The sequence below is a fragment of the Veillonella fallax genome, from assembly GCF_020687175.1.
GTDB classification, from domain to species: domain Bacteria; phylum Bacillota; class Negativicutes; order Veillonellales; family Veillonellaceae; genus Veillonella; species Veillonella fallax.
This window is the reverse complement of sequence record NZ_JAJEQD010000023.1, coordinates 1-17485: the sequence shown is the minus strand read 5'-3', so window position 1 is coordinate 17485 and position 17485 is coordinate 1. Positions and strand designations below refer to the sequence as shown.

At 39.9% G+C, this 17485-nt stretch carries 2 protein-coding genes; both read left to right on the top strand.

Features of this window, described 5'->3' with window-relative positions:
• Nucleotides 1-15 precede the first annotated feature (15 nt).
• On the top strand, nt 16-4116 hold the full coding sequence (locus tag LKD20_RS08880; RefSeq protein WP_227721531.1) for a YadA-like family protein: 4101 nt from the start codon (nt 16-18) through the stop codon (nt 4114-4116).
• 553 nt (nt 4117-4669) lie between these two features.
• Nucleotides 4670-17485 (top strand): ESPR-type extended signal peptide-containing protein (locus LKD20_RS08875; RefSeq protein WP_227721530.1); only part of this gene is annotated, 12816 nt, incomplete at its 3' end.

Here is a 17485-nt window from a genome sequence, read left to right as displayed (position 1 = left end):
GTAACTGCAGATAACATGAAAACTGTTGTGAATGATGCTATCACTAAAGCTGTCACATCTGCTAAAGATGGATCTGCCTGGAACATTTCTACTAATGGTGGTACCGCTACAAAAGTATCTGGTGGTAATACAGTTGATCTCATTAATGGTGACAACATCGAGATTACACAAGATGGTACAGATGGTAAGAAGATTACGGTTAAGACGAAAAAAGACCTTACATTAGATTCTGTAACTGCAGCCAATACTGTAAAAGTAGGCTCTGGTACTAACCTTATTACATTGGATGGTACAACAGGTGGAGTGAGTGGTAATTCCTTCACAGCTGGTAATGCCTCTATGAATACAACTGGATTCCGTGTAACAGGGGGCCCATCTGTTACTACTGCTGGTATTGATGCAGGCGGTAAACAAATTACTAATATGATAAGCGGTGGCACAGTTGCTACTAATGCCGCTACTATTGGTGATGTGAATACTAAGGTTACAACTGCTATTAATGATTTAACAACTAATTTAACTAAGAATACTAATATTGCGTACACAGCAAATACTGCTACTCCTGGTCAAACTGTGTCCTTAAAAGATGGCTTTAACTTCTCTAATGGTACATTAACAACTGCAGAAGTAGCAGCTAATGGTGTTGTGAAGTTTAATGTGACACAAGGTTCTTTGTCTACTGATGGCAATGGTAATATTACAAATACAGCAGGTGTAGCTACAACAGACGATGTAAAAAATGCAGTTAATACAGCGATTACAAAAGCAGTAGATAATGCTACTGGTACTCAAAAACTTGATATTTCTGCAGGTGGTACAGATAGCTCTGTTAACCTTAAAACTCAAAAATTAACGGTAGCAGGTACAGGTGCTGCGACAGCGTCTTTGAATAATCAAACGATTACTGTTGATGTAGCACAAGGTACATTTACTAATAAGTCAGATGGTACAACTAGTGCTACAGCTGGTGTAGCTAAGGCGAGCGATGTAGCGGCTGCTATTAATAATGCAAACACCGTATTAAATCAAAAAATTAGTGATGCAACTACCTCGTTGGGCACATTAGGTAATAATACATTTACATTAAAAGCAGATTCTACAGATACAACAGCACAAGCACTCAATAAATCTGGTGGTTTAGCGTTCAAAGTAGCGGGTGATAGCGATTTAGTATCTACTAGTGCTACTGCAGACACTGTAAAAGTAACTGTTAAAAAAGGTACATTATCTACAAATACAGATGGTACAATTAATAAAGCTACAGATGGCGTAGTAACAGCAGATAACATGACGACTGTTGTGAATGATGCGATTACTAAAGCTGTTACATCTGCTAAAGATGGTTCTGCCTGGAATATTTCTACTAATGGTGGTACCGCTACAAAAGTATCTGGTGGTAATACGGTTGATCTCATTAATGGTGACAACATCGAGATTACACAAGATGGTACAGATGGTAAGAAGATTACAGTTAAGACGAAAAAAGACCTTACTGTAGATTCTGTAACGGCAGCAAATACCGTAAAAGTTGGTTCTGCTACTAACCTTATTACATTGGATGGTGCAACAGGTGGAGTGAGTGGTAATACATTTACAGCTGGCAATGCATCTATGAATACAACTGGATTCCGCTTAACAGGTGGTCCATCTGTTACAACGACAGGTATTGATGCAGGTAATACAGTGATTACCAATGTTGCTAGTGGTGGTACGACTTCTACAAACGCTGCAAATATTGGTGATATCACAAAGGCGATTAGTGATTTGACTACTAATTTGACTAAGAACACAAGTATTAGTTACACAGCAAACAACGATACTCCAGTTAAAACTGTATCCTTGAAAGATGGGTTCAAATTTACTGATGGTACATTAACAACTGCAGAAGTAGCAGCTGGTGGTGTTGTGAAGTTCAATGTAACGCAAGGTTCTTTGTCTACTGATGGCAATGGTAATATCACAAACACAGCAGGTGTAGCTACAACAGATGATGTAAAAAATGCTGTTAATACCGCAATTAACAAAGCAGTTACTAACTCTTCTACAGCGGTTAATACTCTAGGGGCGAATACTTTCACATTAACAGGTGATAATAGTACGTCTACAACAGGACAAGCACTCAATAAAAATGGTGGTTTATCCTTCAAAGTAGCAGGTGATGGCAACTTTATTACTACGTCTGCTGCTACTGATACGGTAACTGTGTCTATCAAACAAGGTACATTTGGTAGTAATACAGATGGTACAGCTAAATCCACTACTAATGGTGTAGCGACAACAAATGATGTAGCCAACATCGTTAATACAACCGTTACTAATGCTGTTACTAAAGCGACAGGTTCTCAAGTACTTAACATCACAGATGGCACTAATAATGACTCTATCAATTTGAAGAATGATACATTGAAGGTTGTAGGCGCAGATGGTGTTACTACTGCAGTGAGTGGTAAAACTATTACTGTGGGTCTAGATACGGCTACTAAGAATAAGATTAATAATGCTAGTACAGCAGCTAACAGAAATATTTCTCTTGCTGCGGATAGTGGTACTACATCTAGCCAATCCTTAAAAGATGGTGATGTATCCTTCGCGGTAAAAGGTGCAAGTGGGGATTATATCTCTACAAACATGAATGGTAGTACTGTAGAGATTTCTACAAAACGTGCAACCATCAATAGTAATGCCGCTACAGGTGAAGCTTCCGTAACTGGAAATGATGGCCTTGCAACTGCAAAAAATGTAGCTGACGCTATTAATGCGGCGACTGCAAAAGCAGTATCTCAATCTGCATGGAAACTTGCTGCAGATGGTACGACCGGTACAGAAACGATTTCCGGTGGTGACACTGTTAACTTCAAAGCTGGATCCAATATGGAAGTATCTCGTACTGGCAAGGATATTACCTATAAGACAAAAGACAATGTTGCTTTCACAACGGTAACAGCTGGTACAGGCGCTAATGAGGTTAAATTAGACGGCAATACTGGTACGGTAACTGCTAAGGATATCACTGCTACGGGCGATGTAACTGCTAAAAATGTAACTACATCTGGTAATGTGACTGCAGCAGGTACTGTGAAAGGTGACACTGTTCAAGGTAATACTGTGAAAGCTGGTAATGTAACAATTACAGGTGGCACAACAAATACCATTACAGGTCTATCCAACACAACATGGACTCCAGCAGGGGGGATTAAAGCTGATCGTGCAGCTACTGAAGGTCAATTGCAAGACGCTATTAATCAAGTAAATGCTACTGTTGGTAATACAGCATTAACTTTCAAAGGGGATACGAATCCTGCACAATCTATGACGTTGCAAGGTAATACATTTGCTATCACTGGTGATACGATGATTAAGACTACAACAAATACTAATGGTATTGGTTTATCTCTTGATACATCAAAAGTTAATATTGCCTATGCTGCTAATGGTGCAAATGGCCAAACAACAAGCCTTACAAGTGGATTTAATTTCACTGATGGTGATCATACAAAAGCAACTGTGGCGGCTAATGGTGTTGTGAAATATGATGCTAAAACATCTAGCATTACTGTTGCTAATGGACAAGCTACAGCGAGTGGTACTGATCTTGCAACAGCAGATAATGTTGCTCATGCTATTAATCAAATGACGCAAGCTAATGCTGGTAATACAACACAGCTTCGTCAAGAAATTAATAAAGTGGCTACTGAAACGCAACGTGTAGGTGCTCATGCGGCAGCTATGGCAGCGTTAAAACCAATTCAATATGATCCATTAGAGCCAACTCAAGTTATGGCGGGTGTAGGCAACTATCATGGGGAAACGGCAGCGGCTCTTGGCCTAGCTCATTATACTAATGAAAATACTATGTTTAATGTAGGTGTTTCTCTTGGTGGTAACCATAATATGGTAAATGCTGGTGTGACTCATAAATTTGGTTCTAGCCCAGAAAAGAAAAATATTCCTGATCGTTATAAAGCAGGCCCTATTAGTTCCATTTATGTAATGCAAGATGAAATGACTCAATTGCGTACAGAAAATGAATCTTACAAGGCTAAGCTTGATCAACAACAATCTGAAATTGATGCATTAAAAGCTGCGGTTGATAAATTATTAGCTGCAAAAGCATAATTTTAGATGTATATATCGTTACATATTTGTATATATTCATGTATGAATATGTATATGGTGAAAGCCACCACTCTTTATGAGTGGTGGCTTTTTTATTACTAAGTTTATCTAAAAGTTAAAAGTTATATAATTTTCATAAAAATAATGATTTTAATTGCGTGAAATATAAAATTATATTTACATAAGTTTGTATGAGATAAAAAATACACATACTAAAATTAAATCATTTTACTTTCATAAATTTCTTGAGATAATGTTTATACATTAATATTAATAAAAAATGTGTATTTATTAGCTTGAAATGCATTAGATGAAGATGGCAACCCATATATTACCTATACTTATACATTCTTCGAAAAAGATTGATTAGCTATTAAATATTCTGATTTTTAATGCGATTTCTTGAATGGAAATAGTAAACTGTGATAAAATTATGAAATATAGTCGAAAATAATAATTGAAATAAATTCGACAAAATACGATTATTGTAACTTAGTATTTGTGATAGATAATATATAGTTTTTTGAGAGTTAATTGGTAAAAAGGAAAGACAATGAATAAGATTTTTAAAGTAATTTGGTCTAAGTCGAAACAGTGCTACATCGTAGTATCTGAAATCGCAAAGAACAAAACTGGGAAAAAGAAAATTGTAGTGGCCGGGATATTTGCGGCTTTGGCGATGGTTAATGGTGGACAAGCAACATTTGCAGCATGGCCAGCAGGTGGCGAAGGAGCTCAAAGTGCATTTTGGATGGGGCGTTCATCCAGTGCAACAGGTCAAAATGCTCAAGCTATAGGTGTGGCTGCTAATGCTTCTAGTGCTAAATCCGTTGCTATAGGTTCTGATAGTTTTGCACAAGGTGTTCCAAGTGGTGGCGAAGCTAATGCAGCAACAGCAGTTGGTGCACATTCTAATGCTACAGGACCGGGTGCATCTGCTTTTGGTTTTAAAGCTATAGCTAATGCTGGAAATGCTACCGCAATTGGTACTGATGCTAATGTTTCTGGTCAGTATAGTGTAGGGGTTGGCTGGAAAAGTAAAGTCACTGTTGATAACTCTATTGCGATTGGTGAACAAGCCAAGGCACTCAAAGAGGGATCTTCGGTAATGGGCCCAGATGCACGTGGCTATGGTAATGGTTCTTTGTCTCTTGGCTACCAAGCACTGGCTGGTGCGAACACTTATACTGGAGCTGTTAATAATGGGGCCCCATTTGATGATAAGGCGGCTACGATTAATGCGTATAATAAATGGGGCGATGCCGCTATAGGTTTACGTGCTGTAGCAACTGGTGGTAATGCGACCGCACTCGGGCGTAGTGCATCTGCAACAGCTGCAAATGCAATTGCTATTGGTGGTGGTAATGGTGATTCTGCTATCGATAACACTGAAAAAACAGAGGCTACTGGTGAGAAATCAACTGCGATTGGGTATAATGCAAAAGCAAAAAATACCAATGATATAGCTATTGGTATGACAGCTAATGCGTCTGATGGAAATGCTATTGCTATCGGTAGAAATGTGACATCTGCTGGTGGGGCTAGTACATCAATAGGTTATTACTCTAGTGTTACAGGTAATCAATCCATTGGCATCGGCTCTCAGATTTCTAACTCTGCACAAAAAGCTACAGCTATTGGTTATAAAGTTACAGCGAGTGGTTCGGGGGCTATTGGTATTGGCTCAGGTACAGATGGCGGTAGTAATGTAATAGCATCTGGATCAGATGCTATTGCTTTAGGTACATCAACACTTGCAGATTCTGAAAAAGCTATTGCCATTGGTGCAAATTCAAAAGGTACTGCTATTGATGCCACTGCATTAGGTCGTTCTTCGGCGGCAACTGGTGCATCGGCTACAGCATTGGGGTCTCTAGCCAGTGCTACAGGTACAACAGCTACTGCTGTGGGTATGCAAGCATCTGCATCTGGAAATGAGTCTCTAGCTATTGGTACAACCGCAAGTGCAACTAGTGGCAGAGCGTTAGCTGTTGGTACGAATGCCAAAGCTACAGGTGAAAATTCCGTAGCTGTTGGTAGTGGTGCGGGAAACTCTGGGCCACGAGGATTTGCAAGTAGCATAAATTCATCGAGGTCCGTTGTTAATACGCTTAAGACTATTAATTATGCCACTACTGCAGAGGGGGATAATGCAGTTGCCTTAGGTTTTTATGCAAATGCTAAGAATAGTGGGGTCGCTGTAGGTCAGAATGCCTTAGCTGCAACTGGTGGTGTAGCAATTGGTAAAGGTGTTTTTGAAGATACAAATAATAATCTTGCAGGTGGGGTTGTAATAGGCCAAGATTCTGCATCAACAGGTATTTACTCATTAGCTATGGGACGAAATGCTTTTGCTACTGGATCTACTTCTATGGCTATGGGCTATGAGGCAAGTGCAAACGGTAACTTTGCTGTTGCGATGGGCCGAAATGTAACTGCTACGGGGACATCTACCGCCATTGGTCATCATGCGACTGCATCTAATGGTGGTTTGGCTATCGGCAGTCAAGAAAATGATGCATCTAACGATAAAACGACTGCCTCTGCAAAAGGTGCTGTAGCTATTGGTAAGAATACTACGGCTAGTTCTGAAGATACCGTGGCTATTGGTACTAATGCCCAGTCAGATAAGAAAGGTGCTGTTGCGTTAGGTAGTGGTTCTACGACTGCAACATCGGCTACAAATATACCTTCTGCTACAATAAATGGTATTACCTATAATTTTGCTGGCGCTACAAACAATCCTAATATGCAAGTTTCTGTAGGCAACGCTAGTGCAACACGACAAATTAAAAATGTCGCAGCTGGTGAAGTATCTGCTACAAGTACAGATGCAATTAATGGCTCCCAATTATATGCTGTAGCCAGCGCGATTAAGCCTATAAAGTATGTATCTATTAATTCTACAGCAACAGGTGCTGGTAGTAATGTTGATAATGATGGAGCACAAGGGGGCAATTCTATTGCCATAGGTCCATCTAGCACAGTTACAAAACAAAATGGTATTGCTATCGGTAGTGGTGCTCAATCCTTAAGTGAAGATAGCGTTGTTATTGGTAGAAATGCAAAAGCAGAAACTAAGACTGGTGCGGGCTTAACAACTACAAGTCGTGCAATTGTTATAGGATCAAATTCTCGTGTAGCAGCCGATATAACACAAGGGGTTGCCATTGGTAGTGGTCTTTCTCCAGATGAAGGTGCTGTTGTTACAGGTGATCAATCCATTGCTATTGGTGGCAATGTAAAGGTTGATGGCCATTCTGCGATTGCCATTGGTGGCGATGATGCCAGAAAAGCTGCAAATCAGCTAGTCTCCTATACTAATAAGAATGATGCTGAGGTTACTGGTACCTTACAAACTGCAATTCAAGATCTAACAGGCTATAATTTGACAGACTATAAAGGCACTACAGCAGCTCATGCTGGTGTCGCCTATGGTACAAGTGCTCTTGCCGGTAATGCAGGTGTTGCAATTGGTACTGCAGCTAACAGTATGGCTCGTATGAATGATAAAGGCCAAGTTGTTAATAATAACCCTGTTACTAATGCTGTGGCCATTGGTACTGCGGCTCGTGCTAACTTTGATAACTCTGTAGCTATCGGTGGTGGTTCTAATACGGACCATTATGCAACAAAACAAGTGAATGCAATTATTGATGGTGTAGAAGTTAAATGGTCTGGCGGTGAAAACATTTCTCCTGGTGACGTTGTTTCCTTTGGTGCTAAAGGTTTCGAACGTCAGCTTAAAAATGTGGCGCCAGGTGAGGTTTCTCAAACAAGTACAGATGCAGTTAATGGTTCTCAAATCTACTCCTTGGCACGTAAAGTAACTAATATTATGAACGGTGGTTCTGGTTCTGTGGTTAATGTAAATGCTACAGGGGAACCGCTTTCAAAAGTATCAACGATTGAGAATGGTACTAAGGTTGAAAAATACTACCGTACAGTAGATGTCAAAGATGACGGTACATTAGTAACTGGTGCTGTTGCACAGACCCCAGCATCATTAGCACTGGTGAATGTTGCTCAAACTGATACGAATAAGCAAACACAAACTCCTCGAATATTAGGAAATGTGGCTAATGGTGTGAAGGATAATGATGCAGTTAATGTATCTCAATTAAATGCAGCAAAGGTAAAATACTTCTCTGTAAATTCTTCTGATGCAGGCAATATAAATAATGATGGTGCTACAGGTACAGATGCTATAGCAATTGGACCTAGTGCAGTATCTAATGCTGTTGGATCGGTGGCTCTTGGTAAAGATGCTAAAGCCAATGGTGACTTTACTGTTGCTCTTGGTGGTGGTAATTGGCAATTTAAGGGCGCTCAGGCTAATGGTGTTGGGACTACCGCCTTGGGCTCTAGTACAAAGACTAAAGTGGGTACAAATTATCAAACAGCCATAGGTTTTGGTGCTTCAACGGAAGCTGAAAGTGCTCTTGCCATTGGGTATAATGCAGCTGCGTCAGCACAAAATGCTATCGCATTAGGTAGAAGTGCATCTACAGCTGGACAAGATGCAGTTGCTTTAGGAAGTTCGTCACAGGCTAAGGGCGATTCAGGCCTAGCAATAGGTAATGGGGCACAGGCTAATAGTAATAGTGTAATATCTTTGGGGTACCAAGCAAATAATGGTGCTTCAAATAATGCTAATGGTGTTGCCATTGGCTGGGCTGCCGGAATGCAGTCCAATGGTCTTAATAATGTTGGTGTTGGTACAAATGCAGGGCGACAAGTAATTGGTAATAATAATACTAGCTTAGGCAATGGTGCTGGTAATATTGCTAATACTAAAATCTATACTAGTGAGTCTATTATGCTTGGTACTGGTGCCAAAGTTGTCGGCAGCAGTGCTACTAAATCGATTGATAATGTTATTGCTATTGGTAAAAATACTAACGGTAGTGCCTCATCTGCTATCGCAGTGGGGATTAATGCAGGTTCCTCTGCTGAGAATGGTGTAGCAATAGGTCCTAATTCCAATACTTCTGCGTACAATGGTATTGCATTAGGTTCCTTCTCTGAAGCTAGTACTGCAGCTGGTGTACAAGGATACAATGTTAATACAAATCGCACAGATAAATATGCCGGATTAACTGATATTGCTTTAACAAGTAAACTTGGTGCAGTATCCGTAGGCAATAGTACGATGACGCGTCAGATAACCGGTGTTGCAGCTGGCACTAATGACACAGATGCCGTTAACATTGCTCAATTAAAAAGTGTTAACTTAGCTTTTACAGGCAATACTGGCAGTGGAGATGTCAATCTTGCTAATAGTAAATTATCTATTAATGGCGATAATACTTATATCAAGACCGCTGCAAATGGTAAGGAATTAACTATTTCTTCTAATGTACAAAATATAACTTTAAATAATGGTAGAGCTTCCGCGTCAACTGGATTAGCAGATGCTAGTAATGTAGCCCAAGCAATTAATAACGTTGTTTCTGGAGTTCAGTTGGATATCATTGCCAATAAAGGAACTAAAACGGGCTCAGTAAATCTTAGTAACCAAAAGCTTACCGTAACAGGTGGAAATGGTATTCGCACAGATATCTATTCGAATACGAGTGGACAAAATCTTGTAATAGGCCTTGAACCAGAGCTTGTTAAAGCGACAACTAAAGGTATTGGTTTAACTGGAGATACGGGATCCACAGGCCTCAAGTATCTAAAAGATGGTGATGCAGTCTTTAAAGTATATGGTGACGGTAATCTTGTAACTACTGCAGGCTCTGCTACTGGTGTAAAAGTATCTGTTGATTCCACTAAAGTGAAAGATTTAGCTGTTGAAGCAGTAACCGTAAGTAAAGCTAATACTGTAGATAATCCTATCACTGTAACTTCAACGACAGGTACTAATTCTAAAGATTATGCAATTGGTATCGATACTACAAAACTTGCAGCTAAAACGAATTTAGCCTATACAGCTAATGGTGCTGCAGCAAAAACTGTGTCTTTAGCTAAAGGTCTTAACTTTGTTAATGGCACAAATACGGTGTCATCTGTAGATTCTGATGGCAAAGTATCTTTTGATTTAAACCAAGCTACAAAAGATTCTATTAATAAATCTGCTACAGCAGTAGGCCGTACTATTACGCTTAACGCAGATAGTGGTACAGGTTCTAGTCAGTCTTTAAGCAATGGTAATGTGTCCTTTGCGGTGAGTGGTGCCACTGGTGACTATATCTCTACTACAATGGATGGTAGTGCTGTAAAAGTATCTACAAAACGTGCCACAATTGATAGTGATGCCAATACTGGTGCTGCTTTCGTAACAGGTGCTGATGGTTTAGCTACTGCTAAGAATGTAGCTAGTGCTATTAACTCTGCTGTTAATGGTTTGTCTCAAAACTTAAACATCAGCGATGGCACAAATAATAGTTCTGTAGCTCTTAAAAATCAAAAATTAACAGTAACAGGTACAGGTGCAGCGAAAGCCACTGTTAGTGGGCAAACGATTACTATTGACGTAGCAGAAGGTACATTAACACCTAATACAACGAATGGTACTGTAACGGGTACTACCGGTGTAGCTAAAGCCACAGAGGTTGCTGCTGCAATTAACAATACAAATACTGTATTAGGTAATAAGATTACAAAAAATACACAAGATATTGCTACGAATACGTCGAATATCACTGCAAACAAAAATCAAATTACTACTAACACAACAAATATTGCAACAAATACAGCAAACATTGCTCATACTATTGCGTTAGCCGATGATAAAGGCACATCTACGACTGCTAAGTCCTTAAAGGATGGTAATGTATCTTTCAACATCAAAGGGGATAACAAGTTTATCTCGACAGCTGCATCTGGCAATGATGTAACCTTGACTGTTAATGAACAAGCTATTAAGGATGCTGCTAAGGATGCTTCTTCTTTCAAAGTAAAAGCGAATGCTCATGCTGAAGAAGCGGTAAAAGGTGGCGATACAATTGCCTTTAATAATGGAGATAACATTGAAATCAGCCAAACTGGTAAGGCTTTCACCATCGGAACGGCTAAGAATATAACTGTTGATTCCGTAACTGCAGGTAATACTGTTATCAATACGTCTGGTTTAACAAATGGTACAACTGCTATTACAGGCACAGGTATTACAACAGATAAAGTAACTGTAGGTGGTATCTCTATTGATAAAACTGCTGGTATTAATGCTGGTGGTAAGGTTATTTCTAATGTAGCTAGCGGTACGGTAAATAATAATGCTACCGATGATTCTAATGCAGCCAATATTGGGGATGTGAAACAAGCGGTTGCTAACTTGTCTCAAAATCTCAATATTACTGATGGTACAAATAACGGCACTGTGGACCTTAAAAACCAAAAACTTAACGTGGCTGGTGCTAACGGTGTAACAGCAACTGTAAATAATCAAACGATTACGGTTGGTTTAGATGCTGACACTGTCAACGCTACAACGAAGGGTATTGGCCTCACTGCTGATACTGGTTCTACAGGTAATAAATACCTTAAAGACGGTGATGTATCCTTTGCAGTAACGGGCGATGGTAACCTTGTAAGCACGTCTGCTACGGCAGCAGGTGTGAAAGTTGCTGTTGATACCGCTAAGGTGAAGGATTTAGCTGTTTCTGCTGTAACAGTAAGTAAGGATACGCAAGCTGACAATCCGATTACGGTAACCCCAACAGCGGGTACTAATTCTAAGGATTATGCAATAGGTATCGATACCACAAAACTCGCTGCTAAAACTGATTTAACATATCGTGCTAATAGTGCGGCAGATGCTAATGCAAAGAAAGTATCTTTATCTAAAGGTCTTGATTTTGTAGATGGTGGCTCTACTGTTGCTACAGTTGATAATGATGGTAAAGTATCCTTTGATCTTAATACAGCAACCAAGACTCAAATCAATACTAATACTGCAGATATAGCAACAAATAAAGGCAATATTGTAACGAATACGGCAGACATTGCTACGAATAAAGGTAATATCACCAAAAATACAGCAGCTATTGCAACTAATGCAGCAGCGATTGCTAGAAATATTACCTTGGGTGCCGATACTGGCACTGCGTCTAGCCAATCTTTAAGCAAGGCTGATGTGGCGTTTAATGTGAAAGGCGCTACAGGTGACTTTGTATCTACGAATATGAATGGTAATACTGTAGAGATTTCCACTACTCGTGCTACGATTAATAGTAATGCTACAACAGGTGAAGCTTCTGTAACTGGTGCAGATGGCTTGGCAACAGCTAAGAATGTATCTGATGCTATTAATAAAGCTGCTGAGGCTGCTAAAGCAGGTGCAGCTTGGAGTATTACAACTAATTCCAGCACAACTGATAAAACAGCAGTAAAAGGTGGCGACACTGTGGATCTTGTTAATGGCGATAATATCGAGATTACACAAGATGGTACAGATAAAAAGAAAATCACTGTTGCCACTAAGAAGGATATTACCGTTGACTCTGTAACAGCTAATAATAAAGTAACTGTAGGATCTGGTGCTAATGCAATTACATTAAATGGTGCAGATGGTTCTGTAACTGGTAAAGCATTCACAGGCACTACTTTCACTGGTACATCTTTCATAGCAGGCAATACGGTTATCAATACAAATGGTTTAACAAATGGTACAACAGCCATTACAGGTACTGGTGTTACAACAGATACACTTACTGTTGGTGGTATTTCTATTGATAAAACAGATGGTATCAATGCTGGTGGCAAGGTTATTTCTAACGTTGCTAGTGGTGGTACTACTGTGACTAATGCAGCTAATATTGGTGATATCCAAACGGCTGTGGGCAATCAAAACTTGAAATTTGCAGGTAATACTAACACTGCCGCTGGCGTGGTGAACATTAAAGATGATACGTTCAATATCATTGGTGATGGTAAATATGTATCTACTGATGCGAATGGCAAGAATTTGACTGTGAAAGTATCTGAGGCAGAGGTTAAAAAATCGGCTGTAGCTGCTGTAACGGTAAGTACAGATACAACTGATGCTAATAACCCATTGACGGTAACACCGACAACTAGTGCGGATGGTACAACTAAGGATTACAAGGTAACTATCGATGGTACTAAGATTGCGAACAAGACAAACTTGTCCTATAAAGCAAATGATGGTACAGCAAAACAAGTTTCCTTGGCAGATGGCTTGAACTTCAAGAATGGTACATTAACAACTGCTTCTATTGATGATGCAGGCATTGTAAAATACGACGTGAATACAGCTGCTATCACTGCTGGCACAGATGGTACTGTAACAGGTCCAACTACAGATGGGGTTGCAACAGCACAAAACGTAGCTGATGCGATTAACGCAGCTAAAAAAGCATCTAAAACTGAAATTACAGCTAATACAGGTGAAGCAGCTAACGCAACAACAGGTAATGTAACCCTTACATCTACTACAGCAGCTGATGGTCATACAATCTATGACGTAAAACTCAATGACAAAGTGACCCTTGGTACAGGCGCTAATGCAGTAACAATCGACGGTACAGCGGGGAAAGCCACTATTGGTTCCTCTGTTGTAGATGGTGTAAATAACACAATTACAACTGGTGGTACAAACTCTATTAAGGTAGATGGTGCAACTGGTACAGTGACTGGTTTGACTAATAAAGATTGGACTCCTGGCGTAACTAAAGCCGTAACAGGTCGTGCTGCTACAGAAGATCAATTACAAAAGGTAGCAGATGCTGCATCTAGCCAAACTTGGAACATTACAGCAGATAAAGCAGGTACAACTGGCGCACAAACAGGCACTAAGAAAAATGCTACTGTTGGTAAGGATGAGACTGTTGAATTAGTTGCAGGTGATAACCTTACAATCAACCAAGATGAACGTAAGTTTACCTATTCTTTGAATAAAGCCCTTGCTGGTTTAACAAGCGTATCTGTTGGTGATGGTACAACTGAAACAATCAAACTCGATGGTGCTACAGGTAAAGTGACTGCTAAGAATGCGGTTATTGGTGGCGTAACTGTTGATGGTGATAACAGCCATGTAACTGGTTTATCTAACACAACATGGAATGGTACGGCTACAACTGGTCGTGCAGCTACTGAAGATCAATTGAAAGCTGTTGCGGATACTGCTAAAGCCACAACTGATGCAGTTAACTTGAAATTCTCTGGCGATACTAATACATCTGCTGGTGTAGTCAATCTTAAAGATGATACATTCAACATCGTTGGCGATGGTAAATATGTAACTACCGATGCAAATGGTAAAGATTTAACTGTAAAAGTATCTGAAGCAGAGGTTAAAAAATCTGCTGTAGCAGCTGTAACAGTAAGCACTGATACTACTGATGCTAATAATCCTATTTCCGTAACACCGACAACTAGTGCGGATGGTACGACTAAGGATTATAAGGTAACGATTGATGGTACTAAGATTGCAAATAAGACAAACTTGTCCTATAAAGCAAACGATGGTACAGCAAAACAAGTTTCCTTGGCAGATGGTTTAAACTTCAAGAATGGTACATTAACAACTGCTTCTATCGATGATGCAGGCGTTGTAAAATACGACGTGAATACAGCTGCTATCACAGTTGGCACAGATGGTACTGTAACAGGTCCAACTACAGATGGGGTTGTAACAGCACAAAACGTAGCTGATGCGATTAACGCAGCTAAAAAAGCAGCTAAAACTGAAATTACTGCTAATACAAGTGAAGCAGCTAATGCTACAACAGGTAATGTAACTCTTACATCTACCACTGCTGCTGATGGTCATACAATCTATGACGTAAAACTCAATGATAAAGTGACACTTGGTTCTGGTGCTAATGCAGTGACTATCGATGGTACAGCTGGTAAAGCCACTGTTGGTACTGCTGTTGTAGATGGTGTAAATAACACCATCACTACAGGTGGTGCAAACACTATTACAGTAGATGGTGCTGCAGGTACTGTTACTGGTTTGACTAATAAAGATTGGACTCCTGGTGTAACTAAAGCCGTAACAGGCCGTGCTGCTACAGAAGATCAATTACAAAAGGTAGCAGATGCTGCATCTAGCCAAACTTGGAACATTACAGCAGATAAAGCTGGTACAACTGGTGCACAAACAGGCACTAAGAAAAATGCTACTGTTGGTAAGGATCAAACTGTTGAATTAGTTGCAGGTGATAACTTTACAATCAACCAAGATGAACGTAAGTTTACATATTCCTTGAATAAAGACCTTGCTGGTTTGACAAGCGTATCTGTTGGTGATGGTACAACTGAAACTATCAAACTCGATGGCGCTACAGGTAAAGTGACTGCTAAGAATGCGGTTATTGGTGGCGTAACTGTTGATGGAGATAACAGCCATGTAACAGGTTTATCCAATACAACATGGAATGGTACTGCTACAACTGGTCGTGCAGCAACAGAAGATCAACTGAAAGCTGTAGCAGATACTGCTAAAGCGACAACTGATGCAGTTAACTTGAAATTCTCTGGCGATACTAATACATCTGCTGGCGTAGTAAATCTTAAAGACGATACGTTCAATATCGTTGGCGATGGTAAATATGTAACTACTGACGCAAACGGTAAAGATTTAACTGTAAAAGTATCTGAAGCAGAGGTTAAAAAATCTGCTGTAGCGGCTGTAACAGTAAGCACAGATATAACTGATGCTAACAATCCAATTTCTGTAACACCGACAACAAGTGCGGATGGTACGACTAAGGATTACAAGGTAACAATCGATGGTACTAAGATTGCGAATAAGACAAACTTGTCTTACAAAGCAAATGATGGTACCGCAAAACAAGTTTCCTTGGCAGATGGCTTGAACTTCAAGAATGGTACATTAACAACTGCCTCTATCGATGATGCAGGGGTTGTGAAATACGACATAAATACAGCTGCTATCACAGCTGGTGCAGATGGTACTGTAACTGGTCCAACTACAGATGGTGTAGCGACAGCACAAAACGTAGCTGATGCGATTAACGTAGCTAAAAAAGCATCTAAAACTGAAATTACTGCCAATACTGGTGAAGCAGCTAACGCAACAACAGGTAATGTAACCCTTACATCTACTACAGCTGCTGATGGTCATACAATCTATGATGTAAAACTCAATGACAAAGTGACCCTTGGTACTGGTAATAACGCTGTAACAATTGATGGTACAGCAGGTAAAGCTACAATTGGTTCCTCCGTTGTGGATGGTGTGAATAACACAATTACAACTGGTGGTGCTAATGCCGTTGCCTTAGATGGTGCTGCAGGCACTGTAAAAACTGGTACTGTAACCGTAACTGGTGGTACTACAAACGATATTACAGGCTTGTCTAATACAACTGTAAATAGTGTAGACTTTGCAACAAAAGGGCGTGCCGCTACTGAAGAACAATTAAAAGCAGTAGGGGAACAAACATGGCAAATCACTGCTGACAAAGAAGCTACAACTTCTGGTAACCAAACAGGTACTAAGAAAGATGCTAAGGTTGGTAAAGACGACAAAGTTCAATTGATTGCTGGTGAAAACCTCACAGTGAACCAAAACGAACGAGACTTCACATACTCCTTGAATAAAGACCTAGTGAAGATGAACTCTGCAACCTTCGAAGCAACAGGTGGTAAAACAACTGTTATTACAGGCGATAGCATTGCGCAAACTGATGGTACTAAGACAAATAGATCCACAGCCGCTGGTAATACAGTAGCTGATGGTGGTAAATCTACAGCAACTACAGCTGATGGTACGACTGTAACTAATGGTGCTGACTCCACTGCAACAACTGCAGCAGGTACAACAGTAACCAATGCTAACGGTAATACTAATTACGCAGCTGATGGTGTACGTATCAATACAACAGGTAAGAATCCTGTATCCCTGACTGATGCTGGTTTAGATAATGGAAATAATGTTATTAAAAATGTAGCAAGTGGTCATGTAAATAATGATGATACAGATAACACAAATGCAGCTAATATTGCAGATGTAAAAAAAGCAACTACTACAGTAACGGCTAACAATGGTGAAGCAGCGAATGCTACAACAGGTAATGTAACCCTTACATCTACTACGGCTGCTGATGGTCATACAATCTATGATGTAAAACTCAATGACAAAGTGACCCTTGGTACTGGTACTAATGCTGTAACAATTGATGGTACAACTGGTAAAGCTACAATTGGTTCCTCCGTTGTGGATGGTGTGAATAACACAATTACAACTGGTGGTGTTAATGCAGTTGCCTTAGATGGTGCAGCTGGCACTGTAAAAACTGGTACAGTAACCGTAACTGGTGGTACTACAAACGATATTACTGGGTTGTCTAACACAACTGTAAATAGTGCAGACTTTGCAACAAAAGGCCGTGCCGCTACTGAAGAACAATTGAAACAAGTAGGGGAACAAACA